Origin of the sequence: Roseinatronobacter monicus (assembly GCF_006716865.1) — a bacterium.
Lineage (GTDB): Bacteria > Pseudomonadota > Alphaproteobacteria > Rhodobacterales > Rhodobacteraceae > Roseinatronobacter > Roseinatronobacter monicus.
The window spans coordinates 103,017-124,680 of the sequence record NZ_VFPT01000001.1 but is presented as its reverse complement, the minus strand read 5'-3'; the positions used below and the strand labels follow the sequence as shown (position 1 = coordinate 124,680).

19 protein-coding genes and 2 pseudogenes are annotated in these 21,664 nt (G+C 58.5%); 9 read left to right on the top strand and 12 right to left on the bottom strand.

Going from position 1 to position 21,664, the window contains the following annotated elements; genetic code table 11:
• Positions 1-101: 101 nt before the first annotated feature.
• Positions 102-1,142: an IS110 family RNA-guided transposase gene (locus tag BD293_RS00475; protein ID WP_142079327.1), complete on the bottom strand. Its 1,041-nt coding sequence runs from the start codon at positions 1,140-1,142 to the stop codon at positions 102-104.
• Positions 1,143-1,298: 156 nt separating this feature from the next.
• On the opposite strand from BD293_RS00475, the gene BD293_RS00470 reads away from it, so the two are divergent.
• Positions 1,299-1,952, top strand: a complete 654-nt coding sequence (locus tag BD293_RS00470) for a PAS domain-containing protein (RefSeq protein WP_142079328.1) — start codon at positions 1,299-1,301, stop codon at positions 1,950-1,952.
• Positions 1,953-2,258: 306 nt separating this feature from the next.
• Here BD293_RS00470 and BD293_RS00465 read toward each other — a convergent pair whose 3' ends face one another.
• A complete protein-coding gene (locus BD293_RS00465; protein WP_142079327.1) occupies positions 2,259-3,299 on the bottom strand; it encodes an IS110 family RNA-guided transposase in 1,041 nt (346 codons plus the stop codon).
• A 156-nt stretch (positions 3,300-3,455) separates the two neighbouring features.
• Here BD293_RS00465 and BD293_RS00460 point away from each other — a divergent pair, with 156 nt between their 5' ends.
• Complete coding sequence (locus tag BD293_RS00460; RefSeq protein WP_142079326.1) at positions 3,456-4,769, top strand: PAS-domain containing protein; 1,314 nt, start codon at positions 3,456-3,458, stop codon at positions 4,767-4,769.
• A 223-nt stretch (positions 4,770-4,992) separates the two neighbouring features.
• Here the strand turns inward: BD293_RS00460 and BD293_RS00455 are convergent, their stop codons facing one another.
• The gene (locus tag BD293_RS00455; RefSeq protein WP_211840970.1) at positions 4,993-5,466 is read right to left on the bottom strand and encodes an Lrp/AsnC family transcriptional regulator; all 474 of its coding nucleotides are present in this window, start codon (positions 5,464-5,466) and stop codon (positions 4,993-4,995) included.
• A gap of 109 nt (positions 5,467-5,575) precedes the next feature.
• On the opposite strand from BD293_RS00455, the gene BD293_RS00450 reads away from it, so the two are divergent.
• Both BD293_RS00450 and BD293_RS00445 read left to right on the top strand, forming a co-directional pair.
• Positions 5,576-7,021, top strand: coding sequence for an aminotransferase class V-fold PLP-dependent enzyme (locus BD293_RS00450; RefSeq protein WP_142079324.1), 1,446 nt, complete (start codon positions 5,576-5,578; stop codon positions 7,019-7,021).
• Between the two features lie 143 nt (positions 7,022-7,164).
• Complete coding sequence (locus tag BD293_RS00445; protein WP_142079323.1) at positions 7,165-7,554, top strand: acyl-CoA thioesterase; 390 nt, start codon at positions 7,165-7,167, stop codon at positions 7,552-7,554.
• A 401-nt stretch (positions 7,555-7,955) separates the two neighbouring features.
• On the opposite strand, the gene BD293_RS00440 is transcribed toward BD293_RS00445, so the two are convergent.
• The 7 genes from BD293_RS00440 to BD293_RS00415 all read right to left on the bottom strand — a co-directional run bounded on the left by BD293_RS00440 (position 7,956) and on the right by BD293_RS00415 (position 13,699).
• Positions 7,956-8,759 carry an amino acid ABC transporter ATP-binding protein gene (locus BD293_RS00440; RefSeq protein WP_142079322.1) on the bottom strand — a complete coding sequence of 268 codons (804 nt, stop codon included), beginning with the start codon at positions 8,757-8,759 and terminating at the stop codon, positions 7,956-7,958.
• 53 nt (positions 8,760-8,812) lie between these two features.
• Complete coding sequence (locus tag BD293_RS22580) at positions 8,813-8,989, bottom strand: type 2 periplasmic-binding domain-containing protein (RefSeq protein ID WP_170207019.1); 177 nt, start codon at positions 8,987-8,989, stop codon at positions 8,813-8,815.
• Between the two features lie 22 nt (positions 8,990-9,011).
• Complete coding sequence (locus BD293_RS00435; RefSeq protein WP_142079321.1) at positions 9,012-9,911, bottom strand: amino acid ABC transporter permease; 900 nt, start codon at positions 9,909-9,911, stop codon at positions 9,012-9,014.
• An 18-nt stretch (positions 9,912-9,929) separates the two neighbouring features.
• Positions 9,930-10,889: an IS1595 family transposase gene (locus tag BD293_RS00430; RefSeq protein WP_142079320.1), complete on the bottom strand. Its 960-nt coding sequence runs from the start codon at positions 10,887-10,889 to the stop codon at positions 9,930-9,932.
• 123 nt (positions 10,890-11,012) lie between these two features.
• Positions 11,013-11,783 carry an amino acid ABC transporter ATP-binding protein gene (locus tag BD293_RS00425; RefSeq protein ID WP_281286600.1) on the bottom strand — a complete coding sequence of 257 codons (771 nt, stop codon included), beginning with the start codon at positions 11,781-11,783 and terminating at the stop codon, positions 11,013-11,015.
• Positions 11,780-12,766, bottom strand: coding sequence for an amino acid ABC transporter permease (locus BD293_RS00420; protein WP_170207018.1), 987 nt, complete (start codon positions 12,764-12,766; stop codon positions 11,780-11,782). Before BD293_RS00420 ends, BD293_RS00425 begins: the two co-directional genes overlap by 4 nt.
• Before the next feature lie 111 nt (positions 12,767-12,877).
• The gene (locus tag BD293_RS00415) at positions 12,878-13,699 is read right to left on the bottom strand and encodes an ABC transporter substrate-binding protein (RefSeq protein ID WP_142079318.1); all 822 of its coding nucleotides are present in this window, start codon (positions 13,697-13,699) and stop codon (positions 12,878-12,880) included.
• Positions 13,700-14,222: 523 nt separating this feature from the next.
• Here BD293_RS00415 and BD293_RS00410 point away from each other — a divergent pair.
• The 3 genes from BD293_RS00410 to hydA all read left to right on the top strand — a co-directional run bounded on the left by BD293_RS00410 (position 14,223) and on the right by hydA (position 17,939).
• Entirely contained in the window at positions 14,223-15,464 is a 1,242-nt protein-coding gene (locus BD293_RS00410) for a cysteine desulfurase-like protein (protein ID WP_142079317.1), read from the top strand.
• Between the two features lie 187 nt (positions 15,465-15,651).
• Complete coding sequence (locus tag BD293_RS00405; RefSeq protein ID WP_142079316.1) at positions 15,652-16,542, top strand: MurR/RpiR family transcriptional regulator; 891 nt, start codon at positions 15,652-15,654, stop codon at positions 16,540-16,542.
• 11 nt (positions 16,543-16,553) lie between these two features.
• Complete coding sequence (gene hydA / locus BD293_RS00400) at positions 16,554-17,939, top strand: dihydropyrimidinase (protein ID WP_142079315.1); 1,386 nt, start codon at positions 16,554-16,556, stop codon at positions 17,937-17,939.
• 252 nt (positions 17,940-18,191) lie between these two features.
• Here hydA and BD293_RS00395 read toward each other — a convergent pair.
• A pseudogene (locus BD293_RS00395) lies at positions 18,192-18,827 on the bottom strand (transposase family protein); the annotation flags it as partial.
• A gap of 166 nt (positions 18,828-18,993) precedes the next feature.
• Between BD293_RS00395 and istA the strand changes: the two are divergent.
• Together istA and istB are read left to right on the top strand one after the other, a co-directional pair.
• Positions 18,994-20,523 carry an IS21 family transposase gene (gene istA, locus BD293_RS00390; RefSeq protein ID WP_142079314.1) on the top strand — a complete coding sequence of 510 codons (1,530 nt, stop codon included), beginning with the start codon at positions 18,994-18,996 and terminating at the stop codon, positions 20,521-20,523.
• Between the two features lie 10 nt (positions 20,524-20,533).
• A complete protein-coding gene (gene istB, locus BD293_RS00385) occupies positions 20,534-21,292 on the top strand; it encodes an IS21-like element helper ATPase IstB (RefSeq protein WP_142079313.1) in 759 nt (252 codons plus the stop codon).
• Between the two features lie 106 nt (positions 21,293-21,398).
• Here the strand turns inward: istB and BD293_RS00380 are convergent.
• Positions 21,399-21,572 (bottom strand): annotated as a pseudogene (locus BD293_RS00380) (IS5/IS1182 family transposase); the annotation flags it as partial.
• Positions 21,573-21,664: the final 92 nt, after the last annotated feature.

The window sequence follows — 21,664 nt, the reverse complement described above, 5'->3', positions numbered from 1 at the left end:
TCCCGGCTTGGGGACCTCGGTGAGCCATCGCCGTCAGGCGCGGCCTATCTCTCCTTTTGCTTCAGAACTCTGATGTGAATGGGGGTGCGGTTTTTCACAGCCTATGCTGTGGTGGCCGCCACAGCATCAGAGCGGGTGTAGCGAAATTCAGCGTTGTCTCGCCACATGCGGTGCAGAACCACCCCGATCCGACGCGCCAGCGCAACTGTCGCGCGCTTCTTTCCGCGCCGTTTGGCGACATTCCAAGCCCAGGCACTCAGCCAATTGGGGCGCCCGCTATGCAACATCACCGTTGCCGCTTGATAAAGCGCCGTGCGCAGCCCCGCATCGCCCGCCCGTGAGATCTCGCCAATGATATCGCGTTCACCGGATTGCTCGCGGCGTGGCGTCAGGCCAACCCAGGGACCAACGTCTCTGGAAGATCGAAATCGTTCAGGGTCATCAATCGCTGCCTTGACCGTCAGAGCCACGCGGTAACCAACGCCTGGCATGGTCATCAACTGACGGCAGACGCGATCCGATTTGGCATGATCACGCAGCAACTTCTCCATCCCTGCCAGCTCCTGACGCAGGGCACGGCGCGCACTCAGGATCGGGGTCGCGGCAGCTTCCAGCATAGGATTGCCCTCGGCCAGCTCCAGCACCCGCTGTTCAAACCGCCCCTTGGCCACCTGTCCCATCTTCAGTCCGAAGTTGCGCAGCACTCCACGGATCGACAGCTCAAGCGAGAGGGTCGCTTGCTGGATTGCCTTGCGCGAAGACAGCAGCGCGCGCATTTCCTGTGCCGACAGGGATTTGCAATGAACCGATCGGAACCACCCCATCTGCAAGAGCCGCGCAATCCCTTCGGCGTCGCGCCGGTCTGTTTTGATCGGCATCGCCTTCAGCGCACCCTTCACCTGCCGAGTTTCCATCAAAACGGTGGCAAAGCCAGCCTCGGTCAAATGCTGATACAGCCATTGCGACAATGGCCCAGCTTCAAGCCCTACCCCAACGACGCGCCCGGGCAGGCCACGCAAGACCCTCACCAGATCTTCGGGTTCGCTCGGCGCGGCCGTTTCTTTCACCACCTTGCCCTGCGCGGACACCACGCAAATCGCGGTGCTTGCAAGAGAGACGTCTAAACCGATATACAAATCCATGTCGTTGCCCTTTCGTATTGGATATCTTGGGGCGCGCTTCACAGCACGACCCCGTTGACACGCAGCCCAGCGTGCCAAGGGCAACGACACATCAATCAACCTCGGATTTCAATTCACAACGGCCGTGATTCGTGCCGAGCCCCAATACGGTATCTGATGCAGTTGCGGCTGACCGACACGCTGGACGAGGGGGCATTGCTGGCCATTGACCGCCTCAGCCATGATGCCCAGCAAAAGGAACTGAAAACCTTGCGCGCTGTGGTGCGCAATCTGCCGACACTCGTCTGGCAAAGCGATGCGCATGGCAATATCATCTGGGCAAATACGGCCTATCTTCAGGCGCTTCAGGGGTTTGAGCAGGCAGATCATGCGCTCGCATGGCCCCTGCCCGATCTGTTTGCGCAGACCGAAACCCTGCCAGAGAACCGCCTCGCATTCAAAAAGCAGGGCCAGACGCATTGGTTCTCGCATAACCAGTTGGAGGAAGGCGCATATGTCATACATTTCGCCACCCCCATAGACGCCGCCGTGCAGTCCGAAGCAGCGCGCCGCGAAACCCTCCAGATCCTGACGCGGACCTTTGCCTGCCTGCCAATCGGGCTTCCATATTGGGGCGGGTGTTATCAAGAGATATTTTCACAAAAAGTCTCGCCCCCGGCTGAGCTGTTGGCTGCGAGGGTGTCATCGATTGGCCGATCCTGCGGATCGGGATCATTGCAGGAGAACCACGGCGAGGGGCGTTCAGCGCGAAGACATCCATCTATCGCAGCGGTGAACGCCCCGGGGATAGGAGCCGCGGCGCCCCTGTAGTTTGAAGAAGCTGTGTGTTTGGCCGTGTTTTGCGCGCATCAGCATCACCGAAATATCCCGCACCGGAATGTGCTTCCATCCGTAGTCAGCGCTGTGGCTGCCACATTATACCCAGTCCAAGAACGGTTCCCGCGTGCCTATCTCAATGGCGCACTCAGATGGTTATCTGGTGACTAGCCCACAGTCGGCATCATCGGGAACCGCGTCCCGGCTTGGGGACCTCGGTGAGCCATCGCCGTCAGGCGCGGCCTATCTCTCCTTTTGCTTCAGAACTCTGATGTGAATGGGGGTGCGGTTTTTCACAGCCTATGCTGTGGTGGCCGCCACAGCATCAGAGCGGGTGTAGCGAAATTCAGCGTTGTCTCGCCACATGCGGTGCAGAACCACCCCGATCCGACGCGCCAGCGCAACTGTCGCGCGCTTCTTTCCGCGCCGTTTGGCGACATTCCAAGCCCAGGCACTCAGCCAATTGGGGCGCCCGCTATGCAACATCACCGTTGCCGCTTGATAAAGCGCCGTGCGCAGCCCCGCATCGCCCGCCCGTGAGATCTCGCCAATGATATCGCGTTCACCGGATTGCTCGCGGCGTGGCGTCAGGCCAACCCAGGGACCAACGTCTCTGGAAGATCGAAATCGTTCAGGGTCATCAATCGCTGCCTTGACCGTCAGAGCCACGCGGTAACCAACGCCTGGCATGGTCATCAACTGACGGCAGACGCGATCCGATTTGGCATGATCACGCAGCAACTTCTCCATCCCTGCCAGCTCCTGACGCAGGGCACGGCGCGCACTCAGGATCGGGGTCGCGGCAGCTTCCAGCATAGGATTGCCCTCGGCCAGCTCCAGCACCCGCTGTTCAAACCGCCCCTTGGCCACCTGTCCCATCTTCAGTCCGAAGTTGCGCAGCACTCCACGGATCGACAGCTCAAGCGAGAGGGTCGCTTGCTGGATTGCCTTGCGCGAAGACAGCAGCGCGCGCATTTCCTGTGCCGACAGGGATTTGCAATGAACCGATCGGAACCACCCCATCTGCAAGAGCCGCGCAATCCCTTCGGCGTCGCGCCGGTCTGTTTTGATCGGCATCGCCTTCAGCGCACCCTTCACCTGCCGAGTTTCCATCAAAACGGTGGCAAAGCCAGCCTCGGTCAAATGCTGATACAGCCATTGCGACAATGGCCCAGCTTCAAGCCCTACCCCAACGACGCGCCCGGGCAGGCCACGCAAGACCCTCACCAGATCTTCGGGTTCGCTCGGCGCGGCCGTTTCTTTCACCACCTTGCCCTGCGCGGACACCACGCAAATCGCGGTGCTTGCAAGAGAGACGTCTAAACCGATATACAAATCCATGTCGTTGCCCTTTCGTATTGGATATCTTGGGGCGCGCTTCACAGCACGACCCCGTTGACACGCAGCCCAGCGTGCCAAGGGCAACGACACATCAATCAACCTCGGATTTCAATTCACAACGGCCGTGATTCGTGCCGAGCCCCAATACGGTATCTGATGCAGTTGCGGCTGACCGACACGCTGGACGAGGGGGCATTGCTGGCCATTGACCGCCTCAGCCATGATGCCCAGCAAAAGGAACTGAAAACCTTGCGCGCTGTGGTGCGCAATCTGCCGACACTCGTCTGGCAAAGCGATGCGCATGGCAATATCATCTGGGCAAATACGGCCTATCTTCAGGCGCTTCAGGGGTTTGAGCAGGCAGATCATGCGCTCGCATGGCCCCTGCCCGATCTGTTTGCGCAGACCGAAACCCTGCCAGAGAACCGCCTCGCATTCAAAAAGCAGGGCCAGACGCATTGGTTCTCGCATAACCAGTTGGAGGAAGGCGCATATGTCATACATTTCGCCACCCCCATAGACGCCGCCGTGCAGTCCGAAGCAGCGCGCCGCGAAACCCTCCAGATCCTGACGCGGACCTTTGCCTGCCTGCCAATCGGGCTGGCCCTGTTTGACGTTGAGCGCCGCTTGCAAGTGTTCAACCCCGCGCTGGTCGATCTGACAGGGCTTGAACCCCTGTTTCTTGCCGCACGCCCCAGTTTCGAGCAGGTTCTCTATGCCTTGCGCGAAATCCGCATGTTACCAGAGCCAAAAGATTTCAATTCATGGCGCAATGACATTCTGGACATGGAGAAAGCGGCCGCGAATGGGGATTATGTCGAAGAATGGTGCTTGGATGACGGCCGCACCTACCTTGTCAACGGCCGCCCCCAACCCAATGGGGCCATCGCATTGTTCATTCAGGATGTAACCACCGAGGCGGGTTTGACACGCAGTTTCCGCGCCGAGATTGAAACCGCGCACAAGGTTCTTGACCACCTGCAACAGGGAATTGTTGTATTCGGCCTTGGGGGGCAAGCGCTGCTGGCAAATGCGCAATATGTCCAGTTATGGAAGACAGACCCCTGCACCGATCTGGGCGACAAGGGCTTGCCCCAAGCGCTGCGGCATTGGTCAGACAACAGCGCGCCGACAGCTTTCTGGGCACAACTGGCCGAGTTCCTCTCGACCCAGACCGACCGCGCGCCCGTGACGGGCACAATCACGCTGCAAAGCGGGACATCTGTCAATGTGACAGGCAACTGGCTGAGCGGGGGCAATATTATGCTGAGTTTTCAGTATGCCGAAAAAGCCGCCGGACGTGACCGGCGCGAACAGGATTTGCAGATTGACCTGCTGAACCGCCCCGAACCCATACTGCGCTTTCCCGAAGGCGAGCCAAGACACCTGTCATCAGAACGGCCACACATCCCGGATGCCCCGCGAAAGCCACGCTCCGCACGCCATGTCGGAACGCGCGTGCGTGCGTGACGGGGCGCCAATAGGCCACAGCTGCGTGACGCACGCACGCCCACCCGCACGCAGATGTAAACGATGGCGGCAAGTGGGGGACGTCAGGCCCTTGGTATCGTGGGCTGGGCAACAGAATGCTTGGCCCATGTGACCACCCACAAAATCGCGCGACAAGCCCCTCAAGCACGGGCATGGGGTGTCGTGCAAAGCCCCCTCATGACGGGGGGCAAAGCGCGCAAGCTCAGGTAAGGCGGTTCAGATCAACGGCGCGGTTCTCCAAAATCCCTTCCATCGAGAACAGCCCCGTCACCGTGTCGAATTCGAACCCGTTGATCAGCCGTTGATAGAAGATGTCATATCCCGCCATGCCGCGTGTGACGACCTTGAGCATATAATCCCAGTCGCCACCGATCCGGTGGCAATCAATCACCTCGGGCAAACCGGTTACATGTCGCGCAAAGCTTTGCGACCAGTCGCGCGAATGATGCCGGGTGCGGATCATCACGAAAACCGTCAGGTCCAGCCCCAAAGCGCTGAGGTCAACCAGCGTGCGCGTGCCTTTCAGAATTCCGGCGCTTTGCAAGCGCTGCAACCGTCGCCAGCAGGCATTCTGCGACAGGCCCACCCGCTCGGCCAGTTCGCGCTGGGACAAACCTGCTTCATTCTGAAGCGTATTCAGCATTCGGATATCAGTTTCGTCGAATTTGTCCTTCATGCAGATCATATGACACAGATTTCGGACAATTGAACCAGAATTTGGGGGAATTTGCGCCTGCGAGCAGAGTAATCTGTCTGTGTCGAGACCTTAGCCCTTGGACGGAACAATGCACACCCCACAAACCACCCCTTCTTTCGCCGCGTTTCATGCAATGCTGGCCACGGATGACCCGCTGACAAGCTTGCGGGCCGGGTTGATCGGTGATGGCGCAATGTTCGACGGCCCCTTCGGCCCGCGCGCTCTGGTCTATGCCGATTACACGGCCTCTGGGCGGGCGTTGATGCAGGTCGAGCAGTTTATGCTTGAACATGTGCTGCCCTATTATGCCAACAGCCATACCGAAGCTTCATTTTGCGGTTGCTTCATGACCAAACTTCGGCGCGCGGCCCGTGCCGTTATTGCGCGTGCCTGCGGTGCGGGAGATGAGCATGCAGTGGTGTTTTGCGGGGCGGGCGCGACCGCCGGGATCAACCGTCTGGTCGCACTGCTTGGCGCGGGGGCAGGTGTGCGGGTTCTGCTTGGCCCGTACGAGCATCATTCCAATATTCTGCCATGGCGCGAAAGCGGGGCAGAGGTGATCGCGCTGGATGAAGCGCCAGATGGGGGGCCGGACCGGGGACAACTGGCGCAGCTGCTGGAGTGTGACCGCCCGGTAATTTGCGCGTTCTCGGCTGCGTCAAACATCACCGGAATTGTGACCGATGTCGCGGCGCTCACCCGTCAGGTCAAGGCGGCGGGGGCAATGATGGTCTGGGATTACGCGGGCGGCGCGCCTTATCTGCCCATCGCCATGACCCCTGCCCCGGACGCGCCAATTGATGCCATTGTCCTGTCGCCCCATAAGTTTCCGGGTGGGCCGGGGGCTTCGGGTGTGATGATCCTGCGCCATGACGCGGTACGGATGACCCAGCCCAGCCAGTCCGGCGGTGGAACCGTCCGCTTTGTGTCGCCGGACACACATGATTACAGCCCCAGTCTGGTGGTCCGCGAAGAAGCAGGCACCCCGAATGTGCCCGGCGATATTCGGGCCGCCCTCGTGTTTCTGGTGAAAGAGGTGATCGGGCAGGATTTCATGACTACCCGCCATGCTGCGCTCTGCGTACGGATTGACGCGGCATGGCGCAACCATCCACGTATCGAAGTGTTGGGCGCGCAAGGCTTGGCCGGTCTGCCGCTGGCGTCGTTCAGGGTGCGTGACGGGCGGGGCGGGTATGTGCACCAGCAATTGGTCACACGGATGCTGAGTGACCTTTATGGTATTCAGGCGCGGGGTGGGTGTGCCTGCGCTGGCCCCTATGTGCACAGGTTGCTGGGAATAGACGCGGCGGCATCCGAAACCTTGCGCCGCGCCATTCTGGCGGGCGATGAAATGGCCAAGCCGGGATTCACGCGCCTCAATCTGAGTGTTCTGATGGAGGACAGCAAGGTGGACTATATCCTGAACAGCGTCAGCGCCCTTGCCCATAGCGCAGATGATCTGGGCCATCATTACAGGTGTGACCCCGCGCGCGCAGTTTTCACACCCGAAACGGGTGCAGGGCGGGCCGCGTAAACCCTCCGCTTCCTGATCGGTGGGCAAGTGGTATAGACAGTCCTGTATAGGTCGTGACCAACAATTCGTCAGGTTCAGCTCGAGCGCGTTTTGGTATAGTGACATAACAAGGCCGCATATCTGCAACCGAGCGAGGGAATGACATGAGCCGCGAAGACCAGCCGCCATCTGAAAGCCCGACGATCCGAACTGTCGCAATGCCCGCCGATACAAACCCGTCTGGTGATATTTTCGGCGGCTGGGTCATGAGTCAGATGGACCTTGCTGCCGGTAGCGTGGCCGCGCGCACCTCTGGTGGGCGCAGCGCCACAATCGCAGTCGACGCAATGATCTTTCACCGCCCGATCAAGGTGGGCGACGAGGTTTCGCTTTATGCGTCGCTTGTCCGGCTGGGGCGCACCTCTATGACGATCCATGTGGATGCTTGGCGGCGTCCGCGTGCGACTGAGGCAAGCGAAAAGGTGACAGAGGCGAATTTTACCTTCGTCGCATTGGATGAACAGGGGCGCCCTGTCCCCATTGCCGTAAGCTAGTCCTTTTCCTTGTAAATATAGGGTTGAGCCGCATTATGGCCGATACCGGTTTTGTTGGCCCCGCCGCCCGACTGGCCACGTTATATTGGCGCGACCTGAAACCGGCGCATTTGATGTCTGGAATCCGGCCTCGGGGGACGTGAGTGGCTGCCATCATCAGGCGTGATTGTCCCCGTATTAGGCGCCATGCACACCTTCGGCAGCACCCTTGAACCAGCTGTCGCCCCAACCGTCTGCACACTTTCCCCATAGGATGATCCAAGACCCCCGCCGCTTCCTCCTTGGGAGGTTTTCCAACGCGGGTCGTGGTCGCGCCAGTGTGCAGCGTTCCGCCGCGACCCGCATCAAAAAACCTTCACCCAACCGGACGTTTGGCAAAATACAACTTAATTGTGCTTGCCTCAATGCCCCAGAATCTGGCTGAGAAACAGCTTTGTGCGCTCTGATTTGGGGTTGTTGAAGAACTCGCGCGGCTCGTTCTGTTCCACGATCTGGCCTTGATCCATAAAGATCACGCGGTTTGCCACCGCTTGGGCAAAGCCCATTTCATGCGTCACGCACAGCATGGTCATGCCCTCTTCCGCCAGCGCGATCATGGTATCGAGCACTTCCTTGATCATCTCGGGGTCCAGCGCCGAGGTCGGTTCGTCAAACAGCATGATGCGCGGCTTCATGCACAATGACCGCGCGATGGCGACGCGCTGTTGCTGCCCGCCGGACAACTGGCCGGGATATTTCAACGCCTGTTCGGGAATTTTCACCTTTTCCAGAAAATGCATCGCCGTTTCTTCGGCTTCGCGTTTGGGCACCTTGCGCACCCAGATGGGCGCAAGGGTGCAGTTTTCCAGAATGGTCAGATGTGGGAACAGGTTGAAATGCTGAAACACCATCCCGACCTCTGAGCGCACCTTGTCGATGTTCTTCAAATCACCTGTCAATTCGGTGCCGTCGACAATGATCTGCCCTGACTGATGTTCTTCCAGACGGTTTATACAGCGGATCAGTGTCGATTTCCCCGAACCCGAAGGGCCGCAAACCACGATCCGTTCACCGCGATTGACCGTAATGTCGATGTCGCGCAGCACATGGAACGAGCCATACCATTTGTTCATGCCGGTGATCTGAATCGCAACCTCGTCGGTCACTTTCATCGCGCTGGTGTTGATCTCGCGGTCTATGCCGGGGTCAAGCTGTATCTCGGTCATGGTGGTTCTTTCTAAGCTTGCCTTATCACCGCGAGGTGGAAAGGTTATTGGAATCAGAGTGTTGGCAAGGGTGGCAACGGCTGACCGAACCATTCCTGCGTCAATTCGTTCAACTCGCCACCCAAGGTTTTGCGCATGATAAAGAGGTTGATCCATTGCCGCAGATCGAACTTGCCCTTCTTCACCCCAACAAAACAGGGCAAGTCGCGCATGATGAATTTCACATCCACACTAAGCCTCGCCGCTCAAGATTTAGTTCCGCGGTCGCGACCTCTCTATTCGTGATACGATTCGCGTCATGGGGAATAGCACTGCCATGTAAAGCAGCGCGCCAACGATCAACGGCGTGGCATTCACGAACTGGGACTGAAGATCCTGCGCAACCTTGAGGATTTCGGCGATGGCAATGACCGAGCACTCTGCGGTGCGTTTCATCAGGCCGATCAGCCGGTTGGAGTAATCCGGCAATACAATCCGCACGGATTGAGGAAGCACCACCAATCGCATGGCCTGCCAGGCACTCAGGCCAATACTGCGCGCGCTCAACACCTGGTTGCGATTGATCGCTTCGATTCCGGCACGGAACACTTCGGTAAGGTATGCGCCCTCGACCAAAGCAAGAACTACCACGCCTGTGGCGAATGGCGACAGGACAATACCCGAATAAGGCAGTGCCGAATAAGTCACCAGGAGCAGCACGATTGGTGGCACTGCGCGAAACACATCAACGTAAGCGTCGATGAAGAAATTCAAAAACGCGTCGTTCACGATGCTACGCACGACCGCCATGAAGATGCCTAGAAGCGTGGCCAAGACCAGAGAGAACAGGAAGACCTGTAAGGCGATCCACAGCCCGCCCAACATTCGCAACATCACGCCCGGGCGGCTCATCACTTCAAAATTGAAGAACAGGTGGCCAAGACGCCCCCAGTCTGCATTCGCCCAGCGAAAAAACGCAGCCGCCAGAAGGACGAACAGCGCCAATGCCGACAGGTTCTTCAGCCAATCCGGCGCGCGCCTGTCGATCTGCAAAGGGACGAACAGCAGAAGGAACAGAACGAACACGCCCACTGTGGCCGAAACATCCATCCAAACCGCGACGCCGGTGGTCACGGGGGTGGCCAGCAAGTAGCCGAGCCCGGCGAAAAACATTGGCTCAATTGGCGTTAATTATGCGTGCCTTGAGATAGGCAGGATTCCTGCGGCGGCGGCGAGTATCGCGCGGGGAGTTTGGTGTTTTGGAATGACTGCAAGTTGAAACCAGCGCAGGTAGCTGTCCAAGTACTTGGTTGCGATGCCGCGATGGCGCCGCAGGAATGTCTTGAGCCGCTCATGTCGACTGTTCACGGTTTGAATGTGCAACTCCCCGCGAACACGTTGTCCTGCAGTCTGGTTGAGGCTTTCATGGCTGATGCCCATTGCTGCTGCGCAAGGCGGGTAACTGGTGCAGCCATCAGTGACCAAGAGCGCATCAGGATCGAGAAGCGGCTGCAAAACCGCCTGCAGATGTGCGGCCGTCACTGCTGGCAAGACAGCACTTATGGTGGTGCCGGATCGGTCGGCTGCGACCAAGACCGGAACCTGCTCCTCCGACAAGCCGCGTTTGGCGGCCTTGCCGCCACGTTTACGGGCCTTACGATCAAGGTTTCGTTCACCTTTTCGGCTGCTCAGAAAGAAGGTCTCGTCGGCTTCGACGATGCCGCGCAACTTGATCGCCCCAGCCGTCACCGCCCGAAGAAAACGATGACGCCAACGAAAAGCGGTCGTGCGCGCCACCATGCAACGCTCAGCGGATACCTTTACCGTTTCGCCGTCACGTAACGAAGCAGCGAACTCTGCCCAACGGCCCTTGTGGCGCAGGCGCGCCAGCGGAGTACCGGTCAACGCGTTGAAGGTTTTGCCGCAGCCTTTGCAAAAGAACCGGGAAAGGCCACTTGCATGACCCCTGATGATAGCTCCTTCTGAAGCGCAGTGCGGGCAGATACGGTCCTCACGAACCTTTGCCTCAAGGAGATCGACCACCGCCTGCAATGACGGAGACCCAGAAAGGATCCGACTCGCCTCGGCGCGCTGGTCCGGCGAGAGGTTATCCGTCTCATTGAGCCAAACCAGAAAGATGTCGTGGTCCATATATACCCCTCCACACAGTATGTTCACTATATGTTCTATCGCACATGGGCACGCATAACAAACGCTAATTGAGCCAAAACATTAGTGCCAGCAGCATCGGCCGCGGTTGTGTCAGTGTGCCAGTCATTTCAATGCCCCCAAGAACTCGCGGGTCCGCGCATGTTCGGGCGCGTCGAGCACTCGCTCGGTCGGTCCACGTTCAATGACCATGCCGTCGTCAAACATGATCAGCTGGTCGGCAACCTTACGCAGGAAGCCGATCTCGTGACTGACAACGACCATTGTCATTCCTTCTGATGCAAGGGTGCGCATGACGTCGAGCACTTCGTGCACCATTTCCGGGTCAAGTGCTGATGTCGGCTCGTCGAACAGGATTGCCTTCGGCCGCATCGCGAGCGAGCGTGCGATCGCAACGCGCTGCTGCTGCCCGCCAGAGAGCTGGTTGGGGTATTTGGTCAGATGGTCGGCTAAGCCGACCTGTTTGAGCGCACTCGCGGCTAAGTCCTGCGCCACACTGCGCGGACGTTTGCGAACATGGATCAATCCCAGCGCAACATTCTCTAAAGCGGTCATGTGCGGGAACAGGTTGTAGTCCTGGAATACCATCCCGATATCGGCCCGCACACTGTTCACATCGGTCCGCAGGTCCGTGATAATCGTGCCGTCGATCAGCACATCGCCTTCGCTGGGTTCCTCGATCCGGTTCAGGCAGCGCAGGAAGGTGCTCTTACCGCTGCCGGATCGTCCCATCAGTGCGACCACTTCGCCATGGGCTACGCGGGCATCGATCCCGCGCAGAACATGCGTGCCACTGAAATACTTGTGGATGCCGCGTGCCTCGATCATCGGCACCTGAGCAGCGTTCGGCGTTGCTTCTTCTAGTGCGGCGCTCATCTTGTGTTTCTCGCGTTCAGACGACGTTCCAGGCGGCGGGTCAGGTGGATCAGCGGTATCAGTGTCGCAAGATAGACGAACATCGAAAGGATGAGCGGTGTCGGTGTGCGTTTCCAAGTCACGGCTTGCTGTGCGTTGGTCAGCAATTCCGGCACTGTTATGACATAGGCGACGGCTGTGTCCTTGACGAGGCTGACAAGGTTGTTCGTCAGCGGTGGGATTACGATCTTGAATGCCTGAGGTAGGATGACATGACGCATCGTAGCGCCAGGCCCCAGCCCCAGCGCGCGGGCTGCGTCGATCTGACCGCGCGGAATGCTCTCGATGCCTGCGCGGAATATTTCAGCCTGATATGCGCTGTTCATCAGCACCAGCGCCAGCACTGCTGCCCAGAATGCCGGCAGGCGAATGCCCACGAAGGGCAAAGCGTAGAAGATTAGGACCATGCTTACGATAAGCGGCAGGGCACGGAAGATGTCGATATGCAGCCCCAGAAACAGATTGATGACAGGATTGCCGAGTGTGCGCAGGATTCCAAATGTCAGGCCAAAGATGATCGACAGGACCGCAGCGACGATCGCGACCTGGAGCGTGACAAGCAGGCCTTGGGCGTACATTTCCCACACGCCATCCATGCGCGAGAAGTCGAAGAACTGGGCCTGCACACGGTCCCAGCGCGTTCCGCTGTAACGATAGAACAGCCAGAAGAACAGGATGATCACGCTCAGGCTGGTGGCACGTTTCAGAAGGATCGGCTTTTCACGGTCTGTCAGAAGCACCCCGGCCATCGTGAACCCCGCGAGGTACCATAGGATAACACCCGCCGCGCCAAGTGGTGCCGGCCTGCCAAAAGGCGGCAGGAACAGCAGCGCTGCCACGACCCAGATGGCCAGACCAAGGGCCAGGCATTCGTAGCGGCGAAACCAAGGCTGGTAGGACCAGCGTTTGCGCCATTGTTGGATCGTCATTTGAAAGTTGGTCATGTGCATCATTCAGCATGTGGTTTCGGACACTGCGTCATGCGCCCGCACGCTGGCAATAGACTGCCGTTGTGCGGGCGCTGAACGTGCTTAGGCGTCAGTGAGCGCGCGCAATCACTCTGCTGGAACGTATGGCTCATCGAAGACGCGAACGACCGGAGACTCTTCTGCTGGCGCATCGCCGAAATACTTTTCGAACAGCACCGCCGTTGTGCCATCTTCCTTGATTGTGCGAAGCCCCGCGTTGAATTCATCGCGCAGCGGATCGCCCTTGCGGAAGAAGGCGCCGATCATGAAGCTCGCGTCGTTGGTGGACAGCACTTCAAACAGCCCGCGTTCCTGAATGTATGTGACAGCGGTTGGATAGCCGAGCGTGAGCGCGTCGATCCGACCGACTTCGAGGTCCAGCAACTGCGTCTCGATATCTTCATAGGCGCGGATCTCGAATGGTCCGTATTCCGCGTTTAGCGCCTCGGCGTAAGCCGCCTGGGTAGTGCCAGTCTCGGTGCCGACTACACCGCCTGCAAGATCCTCAAGATTCTGGATGTTGTCGTTCTCCCGGACGATCACCGCATCAAAGGCCCCGAGATAGGGCTCGCTGTGGTCCATCTCTGCATGCCGCACAGGTGTGATGAAGACGTTGGACGCGACAACATCCCATTGCTCGGCCTGTAGTCCCGAGAACAGCCCGCTGAACGCAACATCCGTGACCTGAACTTCATAACCTGCGCTCTCGAGCGCGAGCTTGTACACCTCGTATTCATAGCCTTGGATTTCGTTGCCTGCCCGGAAAATGCGAAGCGGAATGTTGACGTTACTTGCGACGCGGACAACGGGGCGATCCGCATCTTGTGCCTTGGCGTCACCGAACGCGAGGGTCGCGGCTAATACGGTTGCGCCCATCATTGGCGTGGTCTTGAGCAGTCGAGTGAACATATGTGCCTCCTAGATATGGGTTGGGTGAAGTGCGGGAGAACCGGAGTTTTCGAACGGACGGAATACCTTATCTTTTCCAGACGAATGATGGTTCTGACGCGAGTAAAGGGCCGTCGACTGCCCCGTGATGGCGCGCGGGTCTTGAAAGCCCAACCGCAGCAACAGCTGACTGACTTTGAGGCGCCAGAGTTCTGGCTGCTTGAAAACCTTGAAAGCCGAATGGGCAAGCGTAATGCTGCAACCGTTGGCGAAGGTGCTGTTATCGGCTTCCCGGCAGATCGGACCGATCCGCGTTAAGCATGGTGAGTGTCTGAAGGGTTTCTGCTTCACAGGACGTCCCTTTTTTCCGCGTTCCTTTGACGGAACCGCGCAAATCTATTTTTGGCATTGTTCGCAACGATTCCCGTTGGCCGCCGAATCACAGGTTTGCACAGGCATTGCATAAATGAAAAGAATTTTTTTATGTTGACGTGATCGAAATAAATGTTTCATCTATTCTTTAAGCAGTTTTTTTGAGGTCTTCATGTCCAAACTCGACTTAAACTACGTCCGGCAACAGTTCCCTGCTCTGAGCGACGAAGAGGTGCTGCTGGACAACGCGGGAGGTTCCCAGATTGCAAAGCAGGTGGTTGAACGGATCAATGAGTTCATGTTCTCGACCAATGTGCAGCTGGGCGCAACCTATCGCACGTCGGTCGCAGCCGCGCAAAGGGTTGCCGAGGGGCGGGCAGCACTTGCAACCTTGCTGAACGCCGATCGCGCCGAAGAGGTCGTGATGGGCGCAACGGCATCCCAGTTGTTCGACCAGCTTGCACAAGCCCTCGTGCAGCACTGGCAGCCGGGCGACGAAATCATCGTTTCGAACTTTGATCACGAAGCGAATATTGGTCCCTGGCGGCGTCTTGAACAGCGCGGCATCATAGTCAAGACATGGGAACTCCCGAAAGGGGAGCACAGGCTGGGGCCAGAAAGCCTGGCGCCGCTTTTGGGGCCCAAAACCCGCCTGGTAGCCGTGACACATTGCTCTAACATCTTCGGCAGCATCAACGACGTGCGCGCCATTGCAGACCTAGTCCACGAGCACGGCGCGATGATCTGCGTTGACGGAGTGGCCTTTGCTCCGCACCGATCCATCGACGTCAAGGCGCTAGATGCCGATTTTTACGGCTTCTCTGTCTACAAGACCTACGGACCACACCACGCGGCGCTTTACGGAAAATACGACCTGCTGCGCTACAAGGCCGGCAATATCAATCACTACTTCTACGGCGAAGACAAGGTCCCAGGCAAACTGGAACCTGGCAACCCCAACTACGAACTTGCCTATTCCTGCGTCGGGGTGATCGACTATCTGGAAGGCCTTGCAGCGGCGCATGGCATTAACGCCAAGGGGCGCGCGGCCGTAGAAGCCGCCTTCGACATTATCGCCGACCATGAGATGGCCCTTTCCGAGCGCTTGCTGGCCTATTTGCGCAGCCGCGACGACGTTACAATTGTCGGCGACCCGTCGTCGGACCGGGATGCGCGGGTACCAACAATCTCTTTTGTGATTGCAGGGCAGTATTCGCGCAAGACCGTGGAAGCGCTGGATTCTTTGGGCATTGGTATTCGTTTCGGCGATTTTCATTCAAAGCGGCTGGTGGAGGCGCTCGATCTCGGTGATCCGGACGGTGTCATTCGAGTGTCGGCAGCTCATTATAACACGCTTGATGAGATGGACCGGGTTATCGCGCAGCTGGAAAACTTGCGAAGACAGGGCGCTTAACGATACTTGCGCCATGGGCGCGACCTGCGTCTTAGTCATGGCTATAGGCTGGATTGCGGACGTGGCCAGAGCAGAAAACCTGTTCGCGCACGCGTTGATCAAGAGGGGGCCGACGGTCCTTGCCCATTGAAAAGGAGGCATTTTTACGCGATGAACACTTTCTTCAAACGCCCTGGAACACGTGACCATGTCTGATACTCGCACCGCTCCGGCGCAAAATGAAAAACCAAAATGTGTCGAAGCGTTCCGGGACCGCCTGTTGAACGAGCGATATCTTTTCACGAGCCGGATGCTCGAGGCTGGGGCCTGGGTTCTTGATAACAAGCGGATCGTCGCGCTTGAGACGTTGTCGGTGATGGCTCGAGAATCGCAGCTTACGCCATCGATCTTTGTCAGGCTGGCGAAGGCTATGGGCTTTGACGGATTTTCGGACATGCAAAAGCTGTTCCGAGCGCCCTTGCACGAGGCCTATCCTACCTCGCTTTCCGAGAGGATTTCCCACATTCAAGGAGATGAGGTCGTTCGAGACCCCGCAGATATCGGCGCGATGGGGCAATCCTTTTGCCGAGCTAACAGTGCCTCGCTCGCGCATCTGGGCGGTCGGCTGGGCGAACTTCCTCTTAATGCGGCAATCGACCGGATTATGGCGGCCCGCACGGTACACATCATCGGGATCGATCGATCTTTTCCGGTGGCAGCGTATTTCTCTTACGCGCTGCGTCGGGCGCGTGTTCAGGCAATCCAGATCTCTGGAACAGGCAGTATGGCTTTGGATCAGGTTGCCGTCATGCGGCCGGGCGACCTGCTTGTTTCGATCAGTTTTCCTCCATATGCGCAGACCACACTGGATATCACATCGGCCGCACGCGCCGCTGGCCATGACGTGATCGCCATAACCGATTCACCGGTCAGCCCAATCACCGAAGACGCGGCGGAAGTGTTGACCGTGGACGACGCAGAACTGCATGGATTTCGCTCGCTTACCGCTGTGATGAGTCTCGTTCAGACGCTCGCAATCAGTCTGGCTTATCGGCACCGTGAAGCAGGCGACCTTGACCTTGACCAGATAAACGCCTGAAGGGAACCTGCATGCCTTACGACCTCGTCATCACCAACGGCACGGTTGCAACCGCTGCGGACGTGTTCAAGGCCGATATCGGCATCCATGATGGCCGGATCGTGCAGATTGGTGGAGATATGGGCAGCGCGACGCGGGTGATCGACGCTGCCGGAAAATACGTCCTGCCTGGTGGCATCGATAGCCACGTCCATATCGCGCAACCGTCGGGTCCAGGCATCGTGATGGCGGACGATTTCGATAGCGCCACGCGTGCCGCAGCATTCGGCGGGAACACGACCGTGATGCCCTTCTGCCTGCAGGAACGCGGGCAATCCCTCACTACCGCATTCCGCGACTACCGACAGAAAGCCGAAGGCGCACATGTCGATTTCGGTTTTCATATGATCGTCACCGATCCGACACCGCAGGTGCTCGGCCAGGAATTACCCGCATTGATCGAGGAAGGGCAGCGGTCAGTAAAGGTGTTCATGAGCTATGAGGCGATGCGCCTCGACGATGCCGGGATTCTTGCGACGATGGATGTCGCGCGACGGCATGGCGCAAAAGTCATGGTCCATTGCGAGAACGAGGATGTCATCGCGTTCCTCGCGGCCCGTGCGGCGGAAGCGGGCGATCTCGCGCCGCGTGCCCACGCCACGACCCGGCCCGTGGCCGCCGAACGAGAGGCCACCCACCGCGCCTTGACCCTCGCCGAAGTCGTTGACGTTCCGATCGTCATCGTCCACGTCTCTAACGGTGCCGCAATAGACGAGATCGCGCGCGCGCGTGCGCGCGGCGTCAACATCACGGCCGAAACCTGCCCTCAGTATCTTGTGCTTGAGGCCAACGACCTTTCGCGGGAAAACTGGGAAGGGGCGAAGTTCGTATGCTCGCCGCCGCCGCGGGACACGGCAGAGCAGAAAAACTGCTGGCTTGGACTTCAATCTGGTCTGTTCGATCTCTTTTCATCAGACCACTGTCCGTTCCGCTACGATGACGCTCAGGGCAAACGCAATCCAGAGGGGCTGCGTAGTTTCAGGCACATTCCAAACGGAATCCCGGGGATCGAAACACGCTTGCCTATCTTGTTTTCCGAGGGCGTCATGAAGGGGCGTATTGATCTGACACGTTTCGTGGCGCTAACGTCAACGAACCATGCCCGCGCATATGACATGTATCCACAAAAAGGCACCATCGCCATCGGTGCAGATGCCGATATCACGATCTGGGACCCACAGATACGCAGAACGATCAAGCATAGCGACCTGCACGATGCCTCGGATTACAGCCCTTACGAAGGCTTCGAGGTGACAGGCTGGCCCGAAACTGTCATATTGCGCGGTGTCCCGATTGTTGAGGGCGGGATGATGACGGCGAAGGCTATTGGAACCGAAGTTCTTCGGCGCGGCGCATAATCCGGATCGCGCTAGGGCTCAGCTAACAGCCCCCGCCGAAAAAAGTCGCTCTGTCGACGGTGCGATGGCGACGATACCGTCCCGCGCTTGGCGGTTGGTAGTCATCACCGGCTCTGCTGCTACACAGCCGACCTGCATCGCACCCCTCCGATAGCCGCTCTTGGCAATTCAACTAAGCGTTTAACAACCCCATGACGGTTGCTCGTGTTCACGACCTTACATAGTTCATCCTGAACAACGTATTTTGCCTGCTCAAGCGGCTTGTGGCTCGATCTGATTGGTCGGACGGTGCCATATAGCGGCTAAGAGCGTTGCTATGATGAGTGCCAAAATAGCCCTGAGATGGGCCAGTATCTTGCGGATATTGTGGCCGCAGGCACAGAGAACAGCGAAGATCGCATCTCCTCCAGTGCCCTTGAGAGGGCAGCGTGTCAGTCGACCGTCAGTTTTCATGTGTCCGATCTCGGCTTCGATGGCGCTGCGCCTTCGCAACAGTTTTGCCAGCATGGGCGTGATGCCTTTGCGCATGCCACTGATCAATACGCGGGTTCGCGTCACACCATGGCCGCGATAGCCCCGGTCCACGACGGCCAATGACGGGCGGATGTCAGTCAGCACTTCGACCTGATCCAGCGCCTCTTGCAGAGTGTGCCCGTCATATGGGTTGCCGGGCATGGAGCGTGCGCCGACGATGAAGCCTTCCGCGATGGTAGCGGAGACGGAGACCTTGGTGCCGAACTCGTAGCGCACACGCGCCTTGCCCTTCGAGATGCAATCGACCTCGGGTTCATGCAGGCTGTAGATCTTGTTCTTGTCCTTCGGCTTCTGGGCCAAGAGCCGCCCAGTCAGCACGAGGGCATCGCAGATTTGCTCACGCGGCGCTCCATCTTGCGTATTCCGGGGTCATCCGGCCAGTGATTCCGAAAGTATCCGGCCACCCATTCCGATTTTATCCGGCCACTGATTCCGGAGCATCCGGCCACCCTGTGATGTGATGCTGCGAGGCAATCTGTAACTGGCTACCGTCTGGCTTTTTAGTCTGGAAGGAAGCCCGATGAAGAGATTGCCAATGCGGAAGATACGAGATGTTTTGCGGCTATCAGCCGAGGGTCTTTCGACCCGTAAAATTGGTGTCAGCCTGACGATTGGGCGGACAACGGTTAAGGCCTATCTGGATCGCGCTGCCGAGGTTGATCTGAGCTGGCCGCTACCACCAGAGATGTCTGACACCGACCTTGAGCGCCTGATTTACCCACGCACGGCGCGTGATATTGCGAACCGCGCGACCGAGCCTAACTGGCCCTGCATTCACCGCGAGTTGCGCCGCAAGGGCGTGACGTTGATGCTGTTGTGGGAAGAATATCGCGCTGATCATCCTGATGGGTATGGATACTCCCGGTTTTGCGAACTTTACACACGCTGGGAAGGCAAGCTGTCGCCGGTGATGCGACAGCGCCATCCTGCAGGTGAGCGCCTGTTCGTCGATTATGCCGGCCATACGATCGATGTGATTGACCCCGAGACCGGGGAGGTGCGCACGGCACAGGTGTTTGTCGCTGTTCTGGGGGCATCGAACTATACATTTGTCGAGGCGACCTGGACGCAATCCCTACCGGATTGGATCGCAAGCCATGTCCGCGCTTTGGATTTCTTCGGTGGTGTGACCGCCCAGATCGTCTCGGACAATTTGAAGGCAGGGGTCACCAAGGCGTGCTTTTACGACCCCGTAATCAACCGGACTTACGCAGATATGGCCGCGCATTACGACACGGCCGTTGTCCCGGCGAGGCCATATAAGCCCAAAGATAAGGCGAAGGCAGAGGGTGGGGTATTGCTGGCTGAACGCTGGATACTGGCACGGCTGCGCAACCGCCAGTTCTTCAGCCTTGCTGAGTTGAACGCGGCCATCAAGCCGTTGCTTGACAGGCTCAACGACAAGGTCTCTCGCCATCTGGGTGCCAGCCGCAGACAGCTTTTTGAACAGCTGGACAAACCCGCCCTGAAGTCGCTGCCGGTAGCATCGTATGTTTATGCTGAATGGAAGAAGTGCCGCGCCGGGTTCGATTACCACGTCGCGATCGACAAGCATTATTACTCCGTGCCCTATCAGCTGCTGAAGAAAGAGCTGTGGGCGCGGATCACAGGCCGCACCATCGAAGTCTTCCATCTCGGGCAGCGTGTCGCCTCTCATGTCAGGACGTCCAGCAACGGGAAGCACTCTACGCTGCGCGATCACATGCCAGCGCACCACCAATTCCGCGATGACTGGACGCCAGAGCGTATCAAAGCACGTGCGGCTCGCGTTGGGCCAAACGTGGCCATCTTCGTTGAGGTCGTGATGCGCGAGCGCAAGCACCCGGAACAGGGCTATCGCACCTGCCTTGGGGTGATCCGGCTGGCCGACAAGTTTGGCCGCGACCGACTTGATGCGGCCTGTCGCCGTGCGCTCGAAATCAACGCCAGATCCTATTCGTCACTCCTGTCCATTCTCAAGAATGGGCTTGAGAGCAGGCCCCGCACCCGCGCCACGGACGAGCCTGCCATCACCCACCCCAATATCCGTGGCGCCGATTACTTCCATTGAAAGGAACACAATGCTCGACCATCCAACCCTTCATCACCTTAAAGCCCTCAGGCTGGACGGCATGGCCGAAGCCTTTGCCGAACTGCAGATGCAAGATGCAACTGCCGATCTCGGCCATGCTGAATGGCTTGGCTTGCTCGTTGACCGTGAGGTCGCAAGCCGAGAAACAAAGAGGTTTGAGGCTCGCATGCGGACTGCCAGGCTGCGCCATGTTGGCGCCAGCCCAGAAGATGTTGATTACCGCGCACGCCGTGGCCTCGACAAAGCGCTGTTCCAAAGCCTGCTCACAGGCAGATGGATCACCGACAAGCGTAATCTGATCATCACGGGCCCCTGTGGCGTCGGCAAGACCTGGCTTGGCTGCGCACTGGCCCAGGCAGCCTGTCGTGACGGCGTGACTGTGGTCTACAAACGGATGCCGCGCCTCTTCGAGGAATTGGAGCTGTCCCATGGTGACGGACGCTTCCCCCGCTTGTTCCGCAGCATCACGAAGGCGCAATTGCTGATCTTGGACGACTGGGGACCGGACAGGCTGACATCACCGCAACGCCGCGATCTCATGGAGATCGTCGAAGAGCGTTACGGGCGCGGCTCAACGATGATCACAAGCCAATTACCCATCAAAGCCTGGCATGACGTCATCGGCGAACCCACATTCGCCGATGCCATCCTCGATCGCATCGTTCACAACGCCTACCGTCTCGAACTCGAGGGCCAATCCATGCGCAAGACCATCACCAAAATGGGTGACGAAACCCCTCAGGACTGATAACCAAAACACGCTGCCTCACGGCAACGCGTCACAGGTGGCCGGATACCCCGGAACAGGTGGCCGGATGTTGTCGGAATGGGTGGCCGGATCCGCCGGAATACGCACCATCTGGAATGCCGCTCAGATGACGGCGCAAGTCGCGCATGACCCGCCCCGTATAGCCCTTCAGCTTTTTCAATGCCTTGCGCATCCGCTTGAATTGTTTCGCGTGGGCATAGCGGCCGACTTGCCGCGCCAGGCGCGGGCCAAGACGGGTGTAACTCTGGCGTAGATCGACATCTGTGAGTGCTGGATGTAATCTCCCCAAAAGCGCTGGATGAAATTTCCCCAGTTTGGCGCACAGGCTGATGTTCAGGGGGGCATGCCCCC